Raw genomic sequence first — 22,131 nt, forward strand, 5'->3', positions numbered from 1 at the left:
GCTTCGGCTTCGGCTTCGGCTTCGGCTTCGGCTTCGGCTTCGGCTTCGGCTTCGGCTTCGGCTTCGGCTTCGGCTTCGGCTTCGGCTTCGGCTTCGGAAGGGCTTTGTTCAACCCGATCTTCCGGGTCAAGCGTGTAGGCGTCAGTCTTGGCGTCGACCGCTTCGGGCACCTCATCGACCTTGGGGTCGTCGGCCGGTTTCTGGTCTGTGTCTTTCTTGGCAGCCACCGTCACTTCCCCCTGTCGATTCCCATAAAACCTGACGCTCAGACGCGTCCAAGTTAATCCGCGCCCATCGCGCCCTCAAGCCGGATCGCGTATTTAACGAGTTTTTTCACGGCTTTCCGCATTTTCTTGGGCGTCGGGCGTATGGCAATCCGCAAACGGGCAATCGCCAAGTTTTCAAGGGGCTCGGCGGTCGGGCCGCTCATCGCGGCGACCAAAAGCGGTGCCGGTCCGGGCCAAAGGTCGGCAAATTGTCGCGCGGTCCGCGGCGAGAACAAGGGCGCAATCACCGGGGCCGAACCAACCGCAGCCGCCCGGGCCTCGGGCGTCAAAGGCAGCAGCTGCTGGCGATAAACCGGCTGTTCCCGCACGGTCAGGCCCAGTTCGGTCAGCCGGGCCGCGATGTTTCCCCGGCTGTGTTCGCCGCGCAGATGCAACAGCGGGCTGTCCGGGCGCTCTTTCAGCAGCTTGGCCACCAGTTCCTCGGCGGTTTCGCCGGCCATTCGGGCCTCCCACCCGGCCTGGCGGGCCGTTTCGGTGGTGGCCGGCCCCACGCAATAGGCGGGCAGATCCCGGCGCACATCCTGCGCCGCGGCAGCCGCCACGCCATTGGCCGAGGTGAAGATCAGTCCCCGGACTCCGGTCGTGTCCACCGCCTGTTCCATCGGTCGGATATCCAGCAGCGGGGAATAGACCACCTTAACCCGCGACCGTATGCGTTCGGGCAGCTGCGCCACGAACTTTTCCGAGGCGGCGCGGGGGCGGGTCATCAACAGGTACACGGGCGGGCGTTCGGGCCTTGAGGATTGTTTGCTGCGGCGCGGGGTGATACCCCGCGACGAGATCATGATGCAATGGTTCAGGCCGATGGTGCAAACACTTACCGTTCTGGGATTGGAAAGCAGCTGCGATGACACAGCGGCGGCCGTGGTGCGGCAGACCGAGGGCGAACCGGCGCAGGTTCTGTCTTCGGTCGTGCATGGCCAGACGGACCTGCACAGCGCCTTCGGCGGCGTGGTGCCCGAAATCGCGGCCCGCGCGCATGCCGAAAAGCTGGATATCTGCGTGCAGCAGGCGTTGGAGCAGGCGGGCCTGACGCTGCAGGACATGGACGCCGTGGCCGTGACCGCCGGGCCGGGGCTGATCGGCGGGGTCATGTCGGGGGTGATGTGCGCCAAGGGGATCAGCGCGGCCACCGGTCTGCCGCTGATCGGCGTCAACCACCTGGCCGGCCACGCGCTGACCCCGCGCCTGACGGACGGGATCGCCTTTCCCTACCTGATGCTGCTGGTATCCGGGGGGCACTGCCAATACCTGATCGCCCACGGCACCGAGCGGTTCACCCGGCTGGGCGGCACCATCGACGACGCTCCAGGCGAGGCCTTCGACAAGACCGCGCGCCTGCTGGGCCTGCCCCAGCCCGGCGGCCCCTCGGTCGAGGCCGAGGCGCGCGATGGCAACCCCAAACGCTTTCGCTTTCCGCGGCCACTGCTGGACCGGCCCGGATGCGATCTGTCCTTTTCAGGGCTCAAGACCGCCTTGATGCGGATGCGCGACCATATCGTGGCCGAAAAGGGCGGGCTGACGCGTCAGGACCGCGCCGATCTGTGCGCCGGGTTCCAGCAGGCGGTCGTGGATACGCTGGCCGAAAAGACCCGCCGCGCCATCGCCCTGTATCTCGAAACCAACCCTGCCGAGCCGGTCATCGCCGTGGCCGGGGGCGTTGCGGCCAACACAGCCATTCGGTTTGCGTTAGAGTCTGTTTCGGCGGATGCCGGCGCGCGGTTTACCGCCCCTCCGCTGCACCTGTGCACCGACAATGCGGCAATGATCGCCTATGCCGGGTTGGAGCGGTTCCGGCTGGGCGCGCGTGACGGGCTGGACCTGACCGCCCGGCCCCGCTGGCCGCTGGACCAGACCAGCCCGGCCATGCTGGGCGGCGGGCGCAAGGGAGCCAAGGCGTGAGTGTTTCGGTCCTAGGAGCCGGCGCCTTCGGCACCGCGCTGGCGATTTCGCTGGCCGGCAAGGGTCCGGTCACCTTGTGGGCCCGGTCGGGCGAACAGGCGCAGGCGATGCAGGCGACCCGCCGCAATGACACGCGCCTGCTGGGGGTCTCCCTGCCCGACGCCATCACAGTGACCGCCGACATCACCCTGGCTTGTGAAAGCAACGTGTTGCTACTGGCGGTGCCCATGCAAAAACTGCGCGATGTCCTGTCGGACCATGCGGCGGACCTGCAGGGTCGCACCCTGGTGGCCTGCTGCAAAGGCATCGAACTGTCCACAGGCCTCGGTCCGATTGCCGTGATCGAACAGGTGCTGCCCGGTGCACGCACTGCCTTGCTGACCGGGCCCAGTTTTGCCGACGACATCGCCCGCGGGTTGCCCACGGCGCTGACACTCGCCTGCGCCGACGCGGACCTGGGCACCCGGCTGCAACAGGCCCTGACCACCGGCAACCTGCGGCTCTACCGGACCACCGACGTGACCGGGGCCGAGCTGGGCGGAGCCTTGAAGAACGTGATGGCCATCGCCTGCGGGGCCTGCATCGGCGCGGGTCTGGGGGACAGCGCCCGCGCGGCCCTGATGACGCGCGGCTTTGCCGAGATGCAGCGCTTTGCCGCGATGCGCGGCGCCCGGCCCGAGACCCTGATGGGCCTGTCGGGTCTGGGCGATCTGGTCCTGACCTGCTCGTCCGACCTGTCGCGCAACTTCCGGTTCGGCCTGTCGCTGGGCCGCAGCGAGTCCTTTGACGCCGCGACTACCGTCGAAGGCGTGGCCACGGCAAATGCAATGGCCGCCATCGCCGCGGCCGAGGGGCTGGACATGCCCATCTGCCAGACGGTGGCGCAGCTCAGCCGTGGCGCCTACAGTGTCGCCGAGGCCCTGCAATCCCTGCTCAATCGCCCACTCAAGGAGGAATGACATGCTTATCGCCCTGATCGCCCGCGACAAGGACGGCGCCCTGCAGACCCGTCTGGACAACCGCGCCGCGCACCTGGCCTATATCGAAGAAACCGGCGTGGTCGCACAGGCCGGGCCGTTGCTGGACGGCGATGCCATGATCGGGTCGCTGGTCATCCTGGATGTCGAGGACTTGGCCGCCGCACAGGCCTGGGCCGACAACGACCCCTATGCCAAGGCCGGTCTGTTCGAATCGGTCGAGCTGATCCCGTGGAAGAAGGTCATCGGCTGATGGCGTATTGGCTGTTCAAATCCGAACCTTCGACCTGGAGTTGGGACCAGCAGGTCGCCAAGGGCGACGCGGGCGAGGAATGGGACGGGGTGCGCAACTATCAGGCCCGCAATTTCATGCGGCAGATGAAGCTGGGCGACCGGGGGTTTTTCTATCATTCGCAGAAGGACAAAGCGATCGTCGGCATCGTCGAGGTCTGCGCCGAGGCCCACCCCGACAGCACCACCGATGACGACCGGTGGGACTGCGTGGACATCAAGGCGGTGCGCCCCTTCGCCAAACCCGTCACGCTGGACCAGATCAAGGCCAATCCACGGCTGGCCGATATGGTGCTGGTCAAGAACTCGCGCCTGTCGGTGCAGCCCGTCTCGGATGCCGAATGGGCGGTGATCTGCGAACTGGGCCAGACCCGGGCGGATTGAGAAAGAAGGGAAGGCCCTGACGATGCAGAACCTTCCCTACCCCGCGTGCTCCCTACTCACCACACGCAAAGAAAACTCTGGTTCTGACCGTCCTGGTCACGGGTTGAACGTAGCCCAAGGCGGGCCGATTTTTCAAACGTGAAATCAATAGATTATGATTCAAATGCAAAACGCCCGCCGAACCAGTCGGGCGGGCGTTTCCGAATGTCGCGGCGGGATCAGCCGTAGACCGACTCTTTGCCGAAATGCTTGGTCAGCATGTAATAGACCACCGCGCGGTATTTGTTGCGCTCGGACATGCCATAGGTCTCCATGACCTTGTTGATCGCGGCCATCAGCTCGGGGCCATCCGACAGGCCCAGTTTCTTGATCAGAAAGTTGTTCTTGACGGTCTCCAGCTCACCTTCCTGGCTGGCGGCGACGGTCGCGGCATCCGCGTCATAGATGGCCGGGCCGCATCCAATGGTAACCTTGGTCAGCAGGTCCATGTCCGGCGTCATACCGCATTTGTTCTTCAGATCATCCGCGTATTTGGCGATCAACTCGTCACGTTTTCCCATTGTCCTCTCCTGTGTGGGTTGGGTTCCGGCCTTTGCGGCGCTGGCTGAACGGTAACGGCTGACAGCTTTTCAACAAAGGGAAAAATCCGACGGTTTCCCCCCAAGGCAGGGATACGCGCACCTGCGGGTTGATCATTGTTTCACTTTTATTTAACATTTTAGTTAATCATTGAGTCGAGGAGACTGCCATGACCATCGCCCTACCGAACGAAAGCGCCGCGTACCGAACCGCCCGAAATGCCCTGCTGGCCGCCGAAGCCGATCTGCGCGCGCGGGTCGAGGAAGTGGCGGCGCTGCGCCGCGCCCTGCCCAAGGGCGGCCAAATTCCGCGGGACTATGCCTTTCGGGATCTCGGCAGCAATACTGCCCCGATTTCCAGCCTGTTCGGTGATCATGACACTCTGGTCGTGTATTCGCTGATGTTTGGCCCCAAGGCGCAGGACCCCTGCCCCATGTGCTCGGCCTTTCTGGACGGGCTAACCGGGCAGGTCGCACATCTGACCCGAAAAACCGCCTTTGCGGTCGTGGCGCAGAATACACCGGATGCCTTGGCTGCGCTGAGCCAGCGCATGGGCTGGCAGGATCTGCCGCTGTATTCCGCGTTGGATACGACGTACCAGCAAGACTATCTGGCCGAGACCGAGGACGGAAACCAGTTGCCGATACTGAACGTGTTTCAACGCGAAGCGGATGGCATTCACCATTTCTGGAGTTCCGAGCTGTTCTTTCAGCCCAGCGACTGGCATCCACGCCATGTCGATGCAGCCTGGCCCCTGTGGAACATTCTGGACCTGACGCCGCAGGGGCGCGGCGATTTCGTGCCACCGCTCCGCTGAGCGCAACAAAAAAGGCGGCCTAAATGGCCGCCTTCTCCGCTTATTTCTGGCAGATCAATACCGGTAATGCTCGGGCTTGAACGGACCTTCGGGCGTGACACCGATGTAATCCGCCTGTTCCTTGTCCAGCTTGGTCAGCTTGACGCCGATTCGGTCCAGATGCAGGCGTGCAACCTTCTCGTCCAGGTGCTTGGGCAGGATATAGACCTTGTTCTCGTACTGGTCGCCTTTGGTGAACAGTTCGATCTGGGCCAGAACCTGATTGGTGAACGAGGCCGACATCACGAAGGACGGGTGTCCGGTGGCATTGCCCAGGTTCAACAGACGGCCTTCGGACAGCAGGATGATGCGGTTGCCCGAGGGCATCTCGATCATGTCCACCTGGTCCTTGATGTTGGTCCATTTGTGGTTTTTCAGGCTGGCCACCTGAATCTCGTTGTCGAAATGGCCGATATTTCCGACGATGGCCATGTCCTTCATCTCGCGCATGTGCTCGATGCGGATCACGTCCTTGTTGCCGGTGGTGGTGATGAAGATGTCGGCGGTCGAAACCACGTCTTCCAGCAGAACCACCTCGAACCCGTCCATGGCGGCCTGCAGGGCGCAGATCGGGTCGACCTCGGTCACCTTCACGCGGGCGCCCGCGCCGCGCAGCGAGGCGGCCGAGCCCTTGCCCACGTCGCCATAACCGCAGACCACGGCAACCTTGCCGGCCATCATCGTGTCGGTGGCGCGGCGGATACCGTCGACCAGCGATTCCTTGCAGCCGTACTTGTTGTCGAACTTCGACTTGGTGACGCTGTCATTCACGTTGATCGCCGGGAACGGCAGTTGGCCGTCCTTGACCAGCTGATACAGGCGGTTGACGCCGGTGGTGGTTTCCTCGGACACGCCCTTGATCTGATCGCGTACCTTGGTGAACCAGCCCGGGCTGGCGGCCATCCGCTTCTTGATCTGCGCCTTGATGACTTCTTCCTCTTCCGAGGACGGGACGGGGATGATGTCCTCGCCCGCTTCGGCGCGCGCGCCCAGCAGGATGTACAGCGTAGCGTCGCCGCCATCATCCAGGATCATGTTCGGGCCGTCTTCGAACAGGAAAGACTTGTCGAGATAGTCCCAATGCTCTTCCAGAGTCTGGCCCTTGATGGCAAAGACCGGAATGCCCGCCTCGGCGATGGCCGCTGCCGCATGGTCCTGGGTCGAGAAGATGTTGCACGACGCCCAGCGCACATCCGCGCCCAGCGCGACCAGCGTTTCGATCAGCACGGCAGTCTGGATCGTCATGTGCAACGACCCGACGATGCGCGCCCCTTTCAGCGGCTTGTTGTCGCCGTATTCCGCACGCAGAGCCATAAGGCCCGGCATTTCGGTTTCCGCGATATCCAATTCCTTGCGGCCGAACCCGGCCAGTGAAATGTCTTTGACGATGTAGTCGCCAGCCATCAGATGCTCCATTCCGATCAACAACGGTTTGGGCAGCCCCTAACACCGTTGGGGAAAAGTGGCAATGTGGGTGGCAGTGGACCGCGAGCGGCGCTCAGTTCAACTGGGCGTCCCCTCGGCTTGAATCTTTGGGATCGCTTCAAAGAAATCGGTGCCGGCGGCGACAATGCAGCTGATGCCGTTGGCGTGGGTCACCAGAACGGTATAGGTCCCGCTTTCGCGTGAGGCCCATACCTCCATGACCGTTTGTCCGCCTCGCGAGTTCTGCAAGCCGCCAAAGGCAAACTCCTCTGAATAGGTTTGCTGCAGTTTGGCGATCACATCTCCGCGCAAGGCACAGTTCTGTGCCAATGCAGGCGGCGCGGCCGCAGCCATTCCAAAGACAAGTGCCAGTCCGAATACACGCTTGAACATGACAGGCTCCTTTCGGTTGGGTTTCAATCCGAGAGGGGCACACTGGGAGGAGCGCGTGCCCCCCTCAGTCTTCATGTCGTGATCACAAGGTGCCGGTTCAAAGCACGATTGCTCAAGAAATTGTTGGCAGCCAGTGATCAGGATGGCTTAAGCATAGCATAAAACCGGGTCGCGGGCACGGTGGACAAGATGGGGCATGGCAGAATGGCAACACAACCCAGGGCATGGCAACGGATGCTGTCGGGCCGCAGGCTGGACCTGCTGGACCCGACACCGGTGGATATCGAGATCGAGGATATCGCCCATGGGCTGGCTTTCGTGGCGCGCTGGAACGGCCAGACGGCGGGCGATTTCGCATATTCCGTGGCCGAGCATTCCCTTCTGGTCGAAGAGCTGTTCGGCCGGATCGCCCCCAAGGCGCCGGTGAAATGGCGGCTGGCGGCGCTGCTGCACGATGCGCCGGAATATGTGATCGGCGACATGATCTCGCCGGTGAAGGCGGCGGTCGGCCCGGGCTATGGCGCGCTGGACGACCGGCTGGCGGCAGCGATCCACATCCGCTTCGGCCTGCCCGCCGCGGTGCCGAAAACGGTGAAACGTCAGATCAAGAGAGCCGACCGGATCAGCGCGTGGATGGAGGCCACCCAGATCGCGGGGTTTTCCGAGGCCGAGGCAACCAAGTTCTTTGGCCAACCGGACGCGGCGGTGATGGAGGGGTTGCAGATCACCCTCAGGCCGCCAGTTGATGTGCGGCAGGCGTATACGGCGCGGCATGCGGAGCTGCTGGCGGAGCTATGAAACTCGACTGGTAACGGAATCTAGCTTGCCCCCAGCCGCGTATTTGCGTTTACGGCGCCTACGCAGACCGTTTGCCTAAACTCCGAAAAACGGCCTCATTTACTCAATATCGTTCCGCTGAGAAGACACTGCTTGAGCCAAAAAAGGCGGCTCCAGCGTTCGTCGGTTGACAGAAGAACAGCACTGTAAGTCTAATGAGGCGCAACCGAGCCGAGTGATCGTCGTTGTATGAAACGCCTCAGAATTGGAACTTCGGATCTACCGCGCGCATTCCGGCTTCTGTGTTTATCCACGATGATGTTGCTGGGAGCGGCTTCATGCGGCCGCCCGCCGGAATTGGTAGGGATCGATAATCCAAGACTTCCTGCATCTGAGGTAAAAGAGGCCAAGCGCCAAACAGTCTTCATTGCCACGACGCGCCAAGCGTCCGGTGCAGAAGGGGTCTTCTTTTCCGGTGACCGCGGTGAGGGTTTGGGCTTGGCTTCAGTAGTCGTCACCATCCCGCCAATTCACAAAGCAGGAAAAATTGAAAGAGCCAGCTCTCTGCCACCTATTGCCTCAAAGCACTTCACCATAGTTGAACCAAAAGTCTATGTTTCAGAAGCCGCCTTTGTTTCTGAAATTGACAATCAATTACTGAACCTCAGCGTTTCCGACAGAAACGTTCTGGTCTTTGTGCACGGCTACAATACGACCCTGAGCGATGCCATCCTTAGATTGGCACAGTTTGTCGAGGATACCGAGTATGACGGGATCCCCGTATTGATGTCATGGGCGTCTGCTGCAGAGACTCTGAAATACGTCTACGATATCAACAGCGCCCTGGCTGCCAGATCAGACTTTTTGAAAGCCGGTGAGATCATTTCGCGATCACAAGCTCAACAATTTGACATACTCGCGTTTTCGATGGGAGCGTTCCTTACGATGGAAGCCATCTCGCAAGCCGAAATTGCTGGCGAGTTCAATCCCAACAAGAAAATCCGAAACATAATTCTGGCGGCACCCGATATCGATTTGGCGGTATTCGAAAGCCAGCTCTCAACTATCACCCACGACAATCAGAAGATCTTTGTTCTCGTATCCTCGGACGACGGAGCCTTGAGTTTTTCGAAGTTCGTTTCTGGCGGAGTCGACCGTGTTGGCGCGGCCGATGCCGCCGAACTCGCAAGGTCAGGAGTCACCGTTATTGATCTCAGCCAAGTCCAGGACTCTCAAAGCACAAGTCACTCGAAATTTGCTTCGTCCCCTGAGGTTGTTCGAATTGCTGGTGAAGCAATCCGCACAAGCAGACGGACCGGCAGGCGTTCCACAACAGAACTTCAGGACCTTATTGGCGAAGGTTCAGTGGAAGTTGTAGGCGAACCTTAATTTCTTGATTTCCCAAGCCTGTTGCCAGAACAGTGCCGATCGGCAAAAAGCTACCGCGGGCTGCGTTTCGCCAGAATCCGCTGCAAGGTCCGGCGGTGCATGTTCAGACGCCGCGCTGTTTCCGAGACGTTTCGGTCACACAGCTCGTAAACCCGCTGGATATGCTCCCACCGCACGCGGTCGGCGCTCATGGGGTTTTCGGGGGGCGGGGGCAGTTCGTCGCCCTTGGCCAGCAGCGCGTTGGTGATATCGGTGGCATCGGCCGGTTTCGACAGATAGTCGGTCGCGCCGATTTTCACCGCCGCCACGGCGGTCGCGATCGCACCGTATCCGGTCAGAACCACCACCCGGCTGTCGGGGCGCTTTTCCCGCAGCACCTCGACCACGTCCAGCCCGTTGCCATCCTCGAGCCGCAGGTCCACCACGGCAAAGGCGGGCGGGCGGGCGGTGGCGATCGCGCGGCCGGCGGCGACGGATCCGGCGGTTTCCACCTCGAACCCGCGCTTTTCCATCGCCCTGGCGAGACGTCTCAGAAACGGCTCGTCATCATCCACCAGAAGCAGGGATTTGTCGGGGCCGATGTCAAGCTGAGCACTGTCTGCCATGGTGTGGTCTTTCTGCTATTTCATGCCGATAGGCTTTGAGATGAGTAATAGCAGCGCCACACCAAAGGTCAAACCGGCGGTTATTCTGCCGCCTGGTCCACAAAGCAGGCAACGGTGTCGGCCATCTGCTCGGCCGTCGCGTCGCGTTTGAAAAACTCGAGGAACCCATCCTGCGGCGTGACGAGGTAGGTAAATGTCGAATGGTCGACGAGGTAGTACTCGTCGCTCTTGTCGTGGGCCTTGTAGTAGGTCTTGTAGGCCTGGCTCGCGGCCTTGACCTGTTCCGGCGTACCGGTGAGGCCAATCATCTTTTCATGCAGGTTGTAGGCAAAATCCCCCACGACATCGGGGGTGTCCCGGTCCGGGTCAACCGAGATGAAGATCGGAGTGACCGAATAACCGCGCTCCGTCAGCAGGTCGACGGCCTCGGCATTGCGGGTGGTGTCCAGAGGACAGACATCGGGGCAGAAGGTATAACCGAAATAGATCAGCGAGGGCTCGGTGATCACGTCCTTGTCGGTCACGATTTCACCCTTGGAGTTGATCAACTCGAACGGGCCGCCGATGGTTGCGGTGCCGCCTGCAATCTGGCTGGACCGGCACTGGGCAAACTTGTCGTCCGAACCGCCGCCGCGCGTCATCAGCCACATGGCACCCAGGCCCACGGCCAGAACGACGGTTGCAAGAATGGCATAAAGGCGGGTCATGGCGAAATTCCTGACACATGGGGTTGTTGATCGGTTCGGCCGGGACACCTATCAAGTTGACCAGCGGACGCAACAGGACATAATCGCCCGATGACGGATTCCAACACCAGCCTCTGGCGCGGACAGGAACGCAGCAGCTGGATCCGGCTGCGCACGCTGATCCTGCTGCGGTGGGTGGCAATCATCGGCCAGATCACGGCCATCACCGTGGCCCAGCAGACCTATCACGTCCAGCTGGAGCTTGGGCTGTGCTACCTTGCCATCGGTGTTTCGGTCATGGGCAACCTGACTGCCATCCTGCTGTTCCCGCAGAACAAGCGCCTGTCGGAATTCGAAAACTTCCTCATGGTGATGTTCGACCTGCTGCAGCTGGCTTTCCTGCTGTATCTCACAGGCGGTCTGAACAACCCGTTTGCCCTGCTTTTGCTGGGCCCGGTGACGATTGCGGCCAACGTCATGAGCACCCGGTCGACCCTGATCATCGGGGGCGCCGCAATCGTGCTGGCGACGCTTCTGGCCCAGTTTCACCTGCCGTTGCGCACCGATCTTGGCCTTGTTCTGGACATCCCCGACATCCTGCTGTTCGGCAACTGGGCCGCCATCGTGATCGCGATCGTATTCATCGGTGCTTATTCGCACCGCATCAGCGCCGAGGTTCAATCGATGTCCGAGGCGTTGGCCGCCACCCATATGGCCCTGGCGCGCGAGCAGAAGCTGACCGACCTCGGCGGCGTTGTCGCTGCCGCCGCGCACGAGTTGGGGACGCCGTTGGCCACGATCAAGCTGACCAGCTCGGAACTGATCGAAGAGTTGGACGACCGCCCGGACCTGAAAGAAGACGCCGCCCTGATCCGCGAGCAGGCCGACCGATGCCGCGACATCCTGCGCGATATGGGTCGGGCCGGCAAAGATGACCTGCACCTGCGCCAGGCACCTTTGTCCGCCGTGATCCACGAGGCGGCCGAGCCCCACATACACAGGGGCAAACAGGTACATTTTGACGAAGGCCCCGGGCCTGACGGGGATGTCCAGCAGCCCTCGATCCTGCGCAAGCCCGAGATCATTCATGGCCTGCGAAACCTGATCCAGAACGCCGTGGACTTTGCCCGCGCACAAGTCTGGGTCGAGGCCGAATGGACGCCGGACCGGATCACCGTCAGCATCATGGATGACGGGCGCGGTTATCCGTCACACATCATCGGCCGTATCGGTGACCCGTTCATGCGCCGCAGACGCGCCGAAAGCGATCTGCGCACACGCCCCGAATACGAGGGTATGGGGTTGGGCCTATTCATTGCAAAAACGCTCTTGGAGCGCAGCGGCGCCGAGTTGAAATTTGCAAATGGGTCCGACCCTTACCAGGCGGTGACGGACCAGGCCGAGCGACGTGGCGCGATCGTGCTGGTGACATGGCCGCGCAAGCTGATCGATGCGCAGACAGGCGACAACCCGGTGCCGTCGGGCGTGAACGAACGGTTCCAGGTCTGAGTTAAGACACCGTTAACTATTTAAGCGCAAAGTCGGGTCCGGTTTGTTTTTGGGGTAGGCGGCACTGTGGCCGACTGGATCATACTTGCGGCGATCAGCCTGGTTTCGTCGGGCTTTGCCCTGCAGTGGCTCATGCCGCGCCGTCCGCGGCGTGGTGACAATTTTGGTTTGTCTGCGCCGGCTTCGTTGTTGGATGCGGTGTTTTTGTTCAACGGAAGCCGCCTGATCAGCCACTCCGACATCGCCCTGTCCGGGTTCGAGGCGGTGAATGACTGGGATGATCTCAGGCGCCTGTTGCAGCGCGACTTTCCGGCCTTCCCCGAGACTTACGAAACCGTCCGCCAGCAAGGCAATATCGTGGTTTCGGCGATAGATTGTACGGTCGAGCGCGAGGTTCGGTGTGAATGGATCGACGGCATCGTCCGGGTGCAGTTGCGTGATCTGACCGGCATCACCGAACCGACAAGGAGGGACCCGAACGATCCGATCCGCCTCGCCATGGATCGCGCGCCCTACCCCGTGTGGCTTTTGGATCATGCCAACAAGGTAAGATGGTGCAACGCCGCCTATGTTGCGCTGGCCCGCAAGGCGCGCGGGCAGGACACGGATCTGACCCAACCCATGTTCCCTGAACTGACCGAAGACGCGCGGCCCGGCAAGAAGACCCGCGTGTCAATTCCGGTGAAGGACAGCAGCAGCAAGCTGTGGTTCGATCTGACGCGTGTGGCGCTGGACGAAGGTCACCTGCATTACGCGGTCGACGTAAACGCCATTGTCGAGGCCGAGACCGCCCAGCGCAAATTCGTCCAGACGATGACGAAAACCTTCGCGCAACTGTCGATCGGCCTGGCAATCTTTGATCGAAACCGCCAGTTGGCGCTGTTCAACCCCGCCTTGATCGACCTGACCGCATTGCCGCCCGACTTCCTGAGTTGCCGGCCGAATATCTCAAGCTTCTTTGACCGCCTTCGGGATCAGCACATGATGCCCGAACCCAAGAACTACCGCAGTTGGCGCCGGCAGATGAACGATCTTCTGGAAGCGGCCGAGGACGGAAACTATCAGGAAACCTGGTCACTGCCGTCGGGCTCAGTCTATTCGGTCAGCGGCCGCCCCCATCCCGACGGCGCCGTCGCCTTCCTGTTCGAGGACATTACGGCCGAGATCACCCTGACCCGCCGGTTCCGGTCCGAGATGGACCTTATGCAGTCAATCCTCGACAAGCTTGCGGACGCCGTCGCCGTTTTTGCCGATGACGGGACACTGGCCTTCACCAACTACGCCTACCAGCTGCTGTGGGGAGACTCGGACGAGGTCGGCTTTGAACCAGTCACGGTTCTGGACGTCACGCGCCAGTGGCAGTCGCAATGCCAGGCCAATCCAATTCTGGGTGACATTCGGGACTTCGTGGAAATGCGCAACAACCGGGCCGAGTGGAGCTCTGATCTGTACAAGCGCGACGGCACCCGGCTCTTGTGTACGGTCAGCCCTATCCAGAATGGCGCAACCATCGTCCGGTTCACGATCGAACACGCGCGTGGAGAAACGCCGGATATGTTGCAGATCACCGCCTGAACCGGGTTGCAGAGGGTTCGGCCCCCGTTCATTGTGGCGCCATGAATTCGCCCGCTTCGATCACTCTGACATCACCGGAAGAAACCGCCGATCTGGCCAGCCGCCTGTCCGCCCATTTGGCGCCCGGCGACGTTATTTTGCTGGACGGCCCAATCGGCAGTGGCAAAACCCATTTTGCACGCAATCTGATCCAATCGGCACTGCCTGTGCCCGAAGATGTGCCATCGCCCACATTCACGCTGGTTCAGGTTTACGAGGGTGAAGCCGGCGAAATCTGGCACTCCGATCTGTACCGGCTTACCTCGGTGGATGAGATCGAGGAATTGGGCCTGACGGGGGCCTTCGATACGGCGATCTGCCTTGTGGAATGGCCTGACAAGCTGGGTCCGCTACAACCGGCCTCGGCCCTGTTGGTGCAGTTTCATGCCGACCCCGCTGCCGAAGAAACCCGACACCTGACCCTGACGTGGTCCGACCCCAAGTGGACCGAAAAACTGAAGAGGATCGCATGACCAACCGCGCAGTTCTGGCCGAGGCACTGATCGCACGGACCCCTTGGGCCAAAGCCTCTCGCGCGGCACTGGCCGGAGACGCCTCGAACCGCCGGTATGAACGTCTGACCGACCCGGACACCGGGCGGACCGCCGTTTTGATGGACGCGCCCCCGGACAAGGGGGAAGACGTGGAACCGTTTGTCAGGGTGGCAGAATACCTGCGGTCCGTCGGTCTGAGCGCGCCCGAGATTCTTGCCGAGGACGCCGAGAGCGGGTTCCTCCTGCTGGAGGATTTCGGCGACGACCTGTTTGCCCGCCTGATCGAGAAGCAGCCGGAGGTCGAGCGTGAATTGTACGAGGCCGCAACCGACGTTCTGATCCATCTGCACTCTGGACCCCTGCCCTCGTTGGACAGCTATGACCCGTCCCTCATGGCGGAATTGTCGGCCCTTGCCTTCACCAAGTATGCCCAAGGGATACAAGGCGCCTATGACAAAGACGCCCATGATCGTTTTCAGCATCGGTTCGCCGACATATTGCTGCAGGAAACCTCGGGCACGCGGGTGGTGACCCTAAGGGACTACCATGCCGAGAACCTGATCTGGCTGCCTGAGCGCGACGGGGTCCGCCGGGTCGGCCTGCTGGATTTTCAAAGCGCAATGCTGTGCCATCCCGCCTATGACCTGATGTCTTTGCTGCAGGATGTCCGCCGCACTGTGCCGGCCGCAATCGAAATGAGCATGGTCAACCGCTACATCACGGCAACAGGTGTGGATGACCACGATTTCCGCACGGCGTACAGTGTCCTCGGCGCCCAACGCAACCTGCGGATACTGGGTGGATTTGCCCGCCTTGCCACCGACTATGGCAAACCGCATTACGTGGATCTTATCCCGGCGGCCTGGGCTCATCTGATGCGCGATCTCGAGCATCCGGCGCTGATCTCGGTCGCGGATCTGGTTCGGCAGGCGCTGCCATCCCCAACACCCGAAAACCTGGCAAGGCTGAGGGCCGGATGACCGATACACCCGAGGCCATCATGCTGTTTGCCGCCGGTTTCGGCACCCGCATGGGCGCGTTGACCCGCACCCGACCCAAGCCGCTGATCCCAGTGGCCGGACGGCCGCTGATCGACCATGCGCTGGACCTGACGGATGCGCTAAGGCCGCGCCGGGTGGTCGCGAACCTGCATTACCTGGCTGATCAGCTGACAGATCATTTGGCGCCACGTGGTGTCCTGCTTTCACACGAACAGCCGGACATCCTGGAAACCGGCGGCGGATTGCGCGCGGCCCTGCCGCTGCTGGGTCCGGGGCCGGTTTTCACGATGAACACCGATGCGATCTGGTCCGGGCCCAACCCTTTGGAGTTGCTGAAGGCGGCTTGGGATCCGGCGCGGATGGACGCTCTGTTGATCTGCGTGCCGATCGCACAGACGATCGGACATGCAGGCCCCGGAGATTTCAGGATCGACCCCCAAGGCCGGCTTGAACGCGGGCCGGGTCACGTCTATGGCGGCATTCAGATCCTGAAGACCGACGGTCTGGCGGACATTCCTGAAAAAGCATTCTCGCTCAATGTGTTGTGGGACCGGATGCACCGCGATGGCCGGCTGTACGGTCTGCAGTATCCCGGGCGCTGGTGCGATGTGGGCCGCCCCGAAGGCATAGCCCTGGCCGAGGAGATGCTGGCCGATGTTTGACCCCAGCGCCACCCCCCGGGTCTTTGCGGTGCCGCCCGGCGCGGATTTTCCGCGGGCGCTGGTGCGCGGGCTGCGGGTGCGCTGCGACGGCCGCCCGCCCGAGGCGCTGGCCCGCGTGCAACTGGTGCTGAACACCCGCCGCATGGCCCGCCGCGTGCGCGAGCTGTTCGATCAGGGTCCGCCCTGCCTCTTGCCCCGCATTTCGCTGGTCACCGATCTGGGCGAAAGCGTCGATCTTGATCGTGTACCGCCCGCCGTACCGCCCTTGCGTCGCCGGCTAGAACTGACGCAGCTGGTGGCGCGACTGCTGGACCAGCAACCGGACCTGGCCGCGCGGTCATCGCTGTTTGACCTGTCCGACAGCCTCGCCGCCCTGATCGAAGAGATGCAGGGAGAAGGCGTCCCGCCCGAGGCGATCCGGCAGCTGGACGTGACCGACCTGTCGGGCCATTGGGCACGGGCGCAGGCCTTCATCGGCATCGCCGACCAGTTTCTGAAGACCGAGGATGGCAGCCTGGATGTGCAGGCCCGCCAACGCCGCGTGGTCGAGAACCTGATCGCCCGCTGGCAGGACGCGCCGCCGCAACACCCGGTGATCCTGGCCGGGTCCACCGGCTCGCGCGGAACCACGCTGATGCTGATGCAGGCGGTGGCGCGGCTACCGCAGGGGGCGCTGATCCTGCCGGGGTACGATTTCGACCAGCCCGCCCATGTCTGGGAGCGGCTGGATTCGGCAATGACCTCGGAGGACCACCCGCAATACCGGTTCCGCAAGCTGATGACCGAACTGGGGATCGGGCCGGCCCAGATTGCAGCCTGGACCCCGGACCAGCCTCCCTCGCCCGCGCGCAACCGTCTGGTTTCATTGGCATTGCGCCCGGCCCCGATCACCGATGCCTGGATGAGCGAAGGCCCGCAGTTGCGCGATCTTGATGCCGCGACGCGCGACATCACCCTTGTTGAGGCGCAATCGCCGCGGGCCGAAGCGCTGGCCATCGCCCTGCGCTTCCGGCAGGCGGCCGAGACCGGCCAGACCGCGGCCCTGATCACCCCCGACCGGATGCTGACCCGCCAGGTCAGCGCCGCGCTGGACCGCTGGAACATCCTGCCCGACGACAGCGCCGGCCTGCCGCTGCAACTGTCGCCACCGGGCCGGTTCCTGCGCCATGTGGCCGGGCTGTTCGCGCGCCGTCTGGATGCCGAGGCGCTGCTAACCCTGCTGAAACACCCTTTGTGCCACAGCGCCGGCGACCGCGGCGCGCATCTGTTGCACAGCCGCGATCTGGAACTGCACCTGCGCCGCAACGGCCCACCCTTCCCCGACAGCGCCAGCCTGACCGGCTTTGCCGTGGAAAAAGACGTGCCCGATGCGTGGGTTCGGTGGCTGATCCGCAATTTCTGCGACCAGCAGATCAGCGGTACCCTGCCCCTGACCGACTGGGTGCAGCGTCTGCGCGATCTGGCCGAGGCGATTGCCGGTGCCGGAACCGACGACGCGGGCGAGTTGTGGGACAAGAACGCAGGCCAAGCGGCGCTGGCGGTGATCTCGGGCCTGGCGGACGAGGCCGAGCATGGCGGCAAGGTGACGGCGCTGGATTTCGCCGATCTGCTGGGTGCGCTGCTGGCCGGGCAAGAGGTCCGCGACCGCGATGCCCCCCACCCGCGGATCATGATCTGGGGCACGCTCGAAGCGCGCGTGCAGGGTGCCGACCTGCTGATCCTGGGCGGGTTGAACGAAGGCAGCTGGCCCGAGGCTCCCGCGCCAGACCCCTGGCTGAACCGCCAGATGCGCGACCGTGCCGGCCTGCTGCTGCCGGAACGACGCATCGGCCTGTCGGCCCATGATTTCCAGCAGGCCATCGGCACGCCCGAGGTCTGGCTGACCCGCGCGGTCCGTTCGGATGATGCCGAAACCGTTCCGTCACGCTGGCTGAACCGATTGACCAACCTGTTGCAGGGCCTGCCGGATCAGGGCGGCCGCGCGGCGCTGGAACAGATGCGCGACCGGGGCAAGACATGGCTGCGCTGGTCCGAGATGCTGGAACAGGCGCCCCGGATCGCCGCCGCACCGCGTCCTTCACCGCGCCCGCCGGTGGCCGCGCGCCCGCGCCGCCTTTCGGTGACCGAGATCAAGCGGCTGATCCGCGACCCTTATGCGATCTATGCCAAGCACGTCCTGCGCCTGAAACCGCTGGACCCACTGGTACAGGCGCCCGACGCCCTGCTGCGCGGCATCGTGATCCACGAGATCCTGGAACATTTCGTCAAGGACAGCGTGCTGGACGGTGCGCTGCTGACCCGCGACAACTTCCTGAAACGGGCCGAGGCGCTGCTGGATCAGCATGTCGCCTGGCCCACCGCCCGGAAACTGTGGCTGGCGCGGCTCGAGCGGATCGCCGACGACTTTCTGCGCGCCGAGATCAGCCGCCGCAGCGACGGCGGTCCGATCGCCTTCGAGGCCAAGATGCGCCTGACGCTGGAACCGCTTGGGTTCGCCCTGAATGGCCGCGCCGACCGGATCGACCGCAACAGCCGCGGCGCCCTGACCATCATCGACTACAAGACCGGCACGCCACCCTCGGAGTCGCAGCAGGCCAAGTTCGACAAGCAATTGCTGATAGAGGCCGCGATGGCCGAGCAGGGCGGGATCGAAGGATTTGACCCGATGGCCGTGGCCAACGCCGTGTTCATCGGTATGGGCGGCACCTACAAAGAGGTCCCGGCACCCTTGGACAAAGAGCCGCCCGACAGGGTTCTGGCCGAGCTGAAAGAGCTGATTTCTGCCTATTTAGAGCCTGATCAGGGCTTTTCGTCGCGCCGGATGATGCACAAGGACAGCGACGTGGGCGATTATGACCACCTGGCGCGGTTCGGCGAATGGGACCGCACCGCCGAAACCAGGCCCGAGGATCTGACATGACCCCGCGCGACGAAGCGACCGAGCGGCAGGTTCAGGCGGCGCGGCCCGATGCGTCGACCTGGCTGGCCGCCAATGCGGGCTCGGGCAAGACGCGGGTTCTGACCGACCGCGTGGCGCGGCTGTTGCTGGACGGTGTTCAGCCGCAGCACATCCTTTGCCTGACTTACACCAAGGCCGCCGCCAGCGAGATGCAGAACCGCCTGTTCAAGCGGCTGGGCGAATGGGCGATGCTGGACGACGCGGCGTTGCTGCGGCAACTGACCGAACTGGGCGTCGAAGGGGTGATCGACCCCGACCGCCTGGCCCGTGCCCGCACCCTGTTTGCGCGCGCCGTCGAAACGCCGGGCGGGTTGAAGATCCAGACGATCCACTCGTTCTGCGCCTCGCTGCTGCGGCGGTTCCCGCTCGAGGCCGGGGTCAGCCCGCAGTTTTCCGAGATGGAAGACCGCGCCGCGGCCCTTCTGCGCGAGGAAATCGTCGAGGACTTCGCCGAAGACCCGCGGGCCCGCCTGATCGAGGACGTGGCCCGCCACATCACCGATACCGGCTTTGACAAGCTGACCGCCGCAATCGCCCAGAAACGCACCCTGTTCACGCCCGCGCTGCAATGGCCCGACCTGCTGGCCCGTTTTGACCTGCCCGAGGGGTTCGACGAGGACGCGCTGCTGGCGCAGGTGTTTCTGGGCGGCGAGGTCGAGCTGATCCGGTCGATCCTTCCGGCACTGGCGGGCGGCGGCAAGACCGACGCCAAGGCGGCCGAGAAACTATCGGGCTTCACCGAACCCGCGCTAGGTAATTTGCCGGTGCTGGAAGACGTGTTTCTGACCGGAAAATCCGCCAAAGAGCCCTTTGCTGCCAAGATCGGCAACTTTCCCACCAAGGCGCTGCGCGAAGGGGTTCTGTCAGGGGAGATGGATCCGCTCGAGGCGCTGATGCAGCGGGTCGAGGCCGCGCGAGAAGGGCGTCTGGCGCTGGCAGCCGCGCGCAAGTCCATGGTGCTGCACCGCTTCGCGGCGGCATTCCTGCCGGAATACGAGCGTCGCAAGCAACTGCGCGGCTGGCTGGATTTCGACGACCTGATCCTGCGCGCGCGCCTGCTGCTGAACGATCCGGCGGTGGCCGCTTGGGTTCTGTACCGGCTGGATGGCGGCATCGACCACATCCTGGTGGACGAGGCGCAGGACACCAGCCCCGATCAATGGGACGTGGTCGAGAAACTGGCGCAGGAATTCACTAGCGGCGAGGGCGCGCGGTCGGGGGTCGAGCGGACGATCTTCGTGGTCGGTGACAAGAAACAGTCGATCTATTCCTTCCAGGGGGCTGACCCGCAGGCCTTTGACCGGATGCAGGCCGAATTCGGGCGAAAACTGCAGGAGTCAGGCTCTAAACTGTGGGATTGGACGCTGGAATATTCGTTCCGTTCCTCCAGCGCCATCCTGTCGCTGGTCGATATCCTGTTCAAAAACCGCGCCGAGGCGGGGTTTCAGAAAGAGTCGCAGCACCGCGCCTTCAAGGCCGATCTGCCGGGCCGGGTCGATCTGTGGCCGGCGGTGGAAAAGGTCGAGGACACGGACGAGGGCGACTGGACCGATCCGGTCGATCGGCCCGCGGCGCAACATCACACGGTGATCCTGGCCAACCAGATCGCCGCGCGCATCAAGGCCATGATCGACGCCGGCGAAACCATCCCCGAAGACGGCCCCACGCGCGGCACATTCGTGCGCCGCAAGGTGCGGCCGGGGGATTTCCTGATCCTGGTGCAGCGCCGCTCGGACCTGTTCGCTGAGATCATCCGCGCCTGCAAGGCCCAGGGTCTGCCGATCGCGGGGGCCGACCGGCTGAAGGTGGGCGCGGAACTGGCGGTCAAGGATCTGGCTGCGTTGCTGAGCTTTCTCGCCACGCCCGAGGATGACCTGTCGCTGGCCACGGTGCTGAAATCGCCGCTGTTCGGCTGGTCCGAGCAGATGCTGTTCGACCTCGCTCATCGCCGGCAGGAAAGGTACCTGTGGGCGGCGCTGCGCCATCGGGCTGGGGATTTTCCTGAAACGCTGGCTGTGTTGAACGATCTGCGCGGGCAGGTGGACTTTCTGCGCCCCTATGACCTGATCGAACGGGTGCTGACCCGCCATGACGGCCGTCGCAAATTGCTGGGCCGTCTGGGTTCCGAGGCCGAGGACGGCATCAACGCGTTGCTGTCGCAGGCGCTGGCCTATGAGCGGTCGGACATTCCCAGCCTGACCGGTTTCCTGGTCTGGATGCAGACCGACGACCTTGAGATCAAGCGCCAGATGACCGGCGTGGGCGACATGATCCGGGTGATGACGGTGCATGGCTCGAAAGGGCTGGAGGCGCCGATCGTGATACTGCCGGACACTGGCAAGCGGCAGCCGCCCCGCGATGCCGAGATCATGGTCGCAGACGGCACGCCCTTGTGGAAGGCGCCCGCCGACCTGTCGCCCGGCCTTGTCGCCCGCGCCCGCGAAGACGCGCGCCAACGCGAGGAGAACGAGCGGCTGCGTTTGCTGTACGTTGCGCTGACCCGGGCCGAGAAATGGCTGATCGTGGCGGCTGCCGGCGATCTGGGTCGGGACGGGTCCAGCTGGTACCAGCTGGTCGAAGAGGCGATGGGCCGGGCAGGGGCCACCGAGATCCCCGGCACCGGCATCCGCCGTCTGGCGCATGGCGATTGGGAGGGTCTGCCACTGGACCATCGCCCGACCCCGGAACCGGTGCAGGATACCCTGCCGGACCTGTTCCACCGGCCCGCGCCCAAGCCGACGCCCGACCCCGAGACACTCAGCCCGTCCGATCTGGGCGGGGCCAAGGCCCTGCCGGGCGAGACCGGACTTGAGGAAGAGGCCGCCAAACTGCGCGGTACCCGCCTGCACCTGCTGCTCGAACATCTGGCCCAGGCGCCACGCGACCGGTGGGATCAGCTCTGCGCCCGGCTTCTGCCCGATATGCAGGACGGTGACCGCCGCGACCTTCTGGCCGAGGCGGCGGGCGTGCTGACGGCCCCGGACCTGGCCCCCGTCTTTGCACCGGCCGCGCTGGCCGAGGTGCCCGTCTCGGCCACTTTGGACGGTTGTCGGATCCACGGGGTGATCGACCGGTTGATCGTGACGGATGACGCAGTGCAAGTCATTGATTTCAAATCAAACGCCACGGTTCCCGATTGGGCCGAGACCTGCCCCGAGGGCCTGCTGCGCCAGATGGGCGCCTATGCCGCCGCGCTGTCGCAGATCTATCCCGGCCGCGAGATCCGCACCGCGATCCTGTGGACGCGGACAGCGCGCCTGATGTGGCTGTCACACGATCTTGTGACAGATGCGCTGGTGCGCGCCCAGATATCTTGACCTCCCCAATGGGCGCACCTACGT

Annotated in this window: 20 protein-coding genes and 1 pseudogene; 14 read left to right on the forward strand and 7 right to left on the reverse strand. The window is 63.4% G+C overall.

Going from position 1 to position 22,131, the window contains the following annotated elements:
• Positions 1-227, reverse strand: a pseudogene (locus ACR0IR_RS10950) (hypothetical protein); the annotation flags it as partial.
• Positions 228-280: 53 nt separating this feature from the next.
• A complete protein-coding gene (locus ACR0IR_RS10955; protein WP_174824976.1) occupies positions 281-994 on the reverse strand; it encodes a uroporphyrinogen-III synthase in 714 nt (237 codons plus the stop codon).
• Positions 995-1,091: 97 nt separating this feature from the next.
• Here ACR0IR_RS10955 and tsaD point away from each other — a divergent pair, with 97 nt between their 5' ends.
• Genes tsaD through ACR0IR_RS10975 form a run of 4 tightly spaced genes read left to right on the forward strand, consistent with a single transcriptional unit; the run spans position 1,092 to position 3,841 of the window.
• Positions 1,092-2,189 carry a tRNA (adenosine(37)-N6)-threonylcarbamoyltransferase complex transferase subunit TsaD gene (tsaD, locus tag ACR0IR_RS10960; protein WP_170363929.1) on the forward strand — a complete coding sequence of 366 codons (1,098 nt, stop codon included), beginning with the start codon at positions 1,092-1,094 and terminating at the stop codon, positions 2,187-2,189.
• Positions 2,186-3,148: an NAD(P)H-dependent glycerol-3-phosphate dehydrogenase gene (locus ACR0IR_RS10965; RefSeq protein WP_170363930.1), complete on the forward strand. Its 963-nt coding sequence runs from the start codon at positions 2,186-2,188 to the stop codon at positions 3,146-3,148. The genes tsaD and ACR0IR_RS10965 overlap by 4 nt, the downstream gene beginning before the upstream one ends.
• Position 3,149: 1 nt before the next feature.
• On the forward strand, positions 3,150-3,419 hold the full coding sequence (locus ACR0IR_RS10970) for a YciI family protein (RefSeq protein WP_170363931.1): 270 nt from the start codon (positions 3,150-3,152) through the stop codon (positions 3,417-3,419).
• Complete coding sequence (locus ACR0IR_RS10975) at positions 3,419-3,841, forward strand: EVE domain-containing protein (RefSeq protein ID WP_170363932.1); 423 nt, start codon at positions 3,419-3,421, stop codon at positions 3,839-3,841. The genes ACR0IR_RS10970 and ACR0IR_RS10975 overlap by 1 nt, the downstream gene beginning before the upstream one ends.
• A 218-nt stretch (positions 3,842-4,059) precedes the next feature.
• Here the strand turns inward: ACR0IR_RS10975 and ACR0IR_RS10980 are convergent, their stop codons facing one another.
• The gene (locus tag ACR0IR_RS10980) at positions 4,060-4,401 is read right to left on the reverse strand and encodes a DUF2853 family protein (RefSeq protein ID WP_170363933.1); all 342 of its coding nucleotides are present in this window, start codon (positions 4,399-4,401) and stop codon (positions 4,060-4,062) included.
• Positions 4,402-4,589: 188 nt separating this feature from the next.
• Here ACR0IR_RS10980 and ACR0IR_RS10985 point away from each other — a divergent pair, with 188 nt between their 5' ends.
• Positions 4,590-5,237, forward strand: a complete 648-nt coding sequence (locus ACR0IR_RS10985; RefSeq protein ID WP_170363934.1) for a DUF899 family protein — start codon at positions 4,590-4,592, stop codon at positions 5,235-5,237.
• Between the two features lie 54 nt (positions 5,238-5,291).
• On the opposite strand, the gene ahcY is transcribed toward ACR0IR_RS10985, so the two are convergent.
• Both ahcY and ACR0IR_RS10995 read right to left on the reverse strand, forming a co-directional pair.
• Positions 5,292-6,680: an adenosylhomocysteinase gene (gene ahcY, locus ACR0IR_RS10990; RefSeq protein ID WP_170433499.1), complete on the reverse strand. Its 1,389-nt coding sequence runs from the start codon at positions 6,678-6,680 to the stop codon at positions 5,292-5,294.
• 99 nt (positions 6,681-6,779) lie between these two features.
• Positions 6,780-7,094 carry a hypothetical protein gene (locus ACR0IR_RS10995; RefSeq protein WP_480779109.1) on the reverse strand — a complete coding sequence of 105 codons (315 nt, stop codon included), beginning with the start codon at positions 7,092-7,094 and terminating at the stop codon, positions 6,780-6,782.
• A 204-nt stretch (positions 7,095-7,298) separates the two neighbouring features.
• Here ACR0IR_RS10995 and ACR0IR_RS11000 point away from each other — a divergent pair, with 204 nt between their 5' ends.
• Positions 7,299-7,892, forward strand: coding sequence for an HD domain-containing protein (locus ACR0IR_RS11000; RefSeq protein WP_170340639.1), 594 nt, complete (start codon positions 7,299-7,301; stop codon positions 7,890-7,892).
• A gap of 228 nt (positions 7,893-8,120) precedes the next feature.
• Positions 8,121-9,260, forward strand: a complete 1,140-nt coding sequence (locus ACR0IR_RS11005; RefSeq protein ID WP_480779110.1) for an alpha/beta hydrolase — start codon at positions 8,121-8,123, stop codon at positions 9,258-9,260.
• A 50-nt stretch (positions 9,261-9,310) separates the two neighbouring features.
• Here ACR0IR_RS11005 and ACR0IR_RS11010 read toward each other — a convergent pair whose 3' ends face one another.
• Together ACR0IR_RS11010 and ACR0IR_RS11015 are read right to left on the reverse strand one after the other, a co-directional pair.
• Complete coding sequence (locus ACR0IR_RS11010; protein ID WP_093963867.1) at positions 9,311-9,865, reverse strand: ActR/PrrA/RegA family redox response regulator transcription factor; 555 nt, start codon at positions 9,863-9,865, stop codon at positions 9,311-9,313.
• An 80-nt stretch (positions 9,866-9,945) separates the two neighbouring features.
• Positions 9,946-10,572 carry an SCO family protein gene (locus ACR0IR_RS11015; RefSeq protein WP_170363938.1) on the reverse strand — a complete coding sequence of 209 codons (627 nt, stop codon included), beginning with the start codon at positions 10,570-10,572 and terminating at the stop codon, positions 9,946-9,948.
• 90 nt (positions 10,573-10,662) lie between these two features.
• On the opposite strand from ACR0IR_RS11015, the gene regB reads away from it, so the two are divergent.
• From regB to addA, 7 genes are all read left to right on the forward strand, one after another.
• Positions 10,663-12,060 (forward strand): sensor histidine kinase RegB, encoded by a 1,398-nt coding sequence (gene regB / locus ACR0IR_RS11020; protein WP_093963869.1) that lies wholly within the window; start codon positions 10,663-10,665, stop codon positions 12,058-12,060.
• Between the two features lie 66 nt (positions 12,061-12,126).
• A complete protein-coding gene (locus ACR0IR_RS11025; protein WP_170363939.1) occupies positions 12,127-13,635 on the forward strand; it encodes a PAS-domain containing protein in 1,509 nt (502 codons plus the stop codon).
• Positions 13,636-13,676: 41 nt separating this feature from the next.
• Positions 13,677-14,147 carry a tRNA (adenosine(37)-N6)-threonylcarbamoyltransferase complex ATPase subunit type 1 TsaE gene (tsaE, locus tag ACR0IR_RS11030; protein WP_170363940.1) on the forward strand — a complete coding sequence of 157 codons (471 nt, stop codon included), beginning with the start codon at positions 13,677-13,679 and terminating at the stop codon, positions 14,145-14,147.
• Positions 14,144-15,148, forward strand: coding sequence for an aminoglycoside phosphotransferase family protein (locus ACR0IR_RS11035; RefSeq protein ID WP_170363941.1), 1,005 nt, complete (start codon positions 14,144-14,146; stop codon positions 15,146-15,148). Before tsaE ends, ACR0IR_RS11035 begins: the two co-directional genes overlap by 4 nt.
• The gene (locus ACR0IR_RS11040; protein ID WP_170363942.1) at positions 15,145-15,831 is read left to right on the forward strand and encodes a nucleotidyltransferase family protein; all 687 of its coding nucleotides are present in this window, start codon (positions 15,145-15,147) and stop codon (positions 15,829-15,831) included. Before ACR0IR_RS11035 ends, ACR0IR_RS11040 begins: the two co-directional genes overlap by 4 nt.
• The gene (gene addB, locus ACR0IR_RS11045; RefSeq protein WP_170363943.1) at positions 15,824-18,751 is read left to right on the forward strand and encodes a double-strand break repair protein AddB; all 2,928 of its coding nucleotides are present in this window, start codon (positions 15,824-15,826) and stop codon (positions 18,749-18,751) included. The genes ACR0IR_RS11040 and addB overlap by 8 nt, the downstream gene beginning before the upstream one ends.
• Positions 18,748-22,107, forward strand: a complete 3,360-nt coding sequence (gene addA, locus ACR0IR_RS11050) for a double-strand break repair helicase AddA (RefSeq protein ID WP_170363944.1) — start codon at positions 18,748-18,750, stop codon at positions 22,105-22,107. Before addB ends, addA begins: the two co-directional genes overlap by 4 nt.
• Positions 22,108-22,131 lie beyond the last annotated feature (24 nt).

Source organism: Ruegeria sp. CF2 (assembly GCF_056537385.1).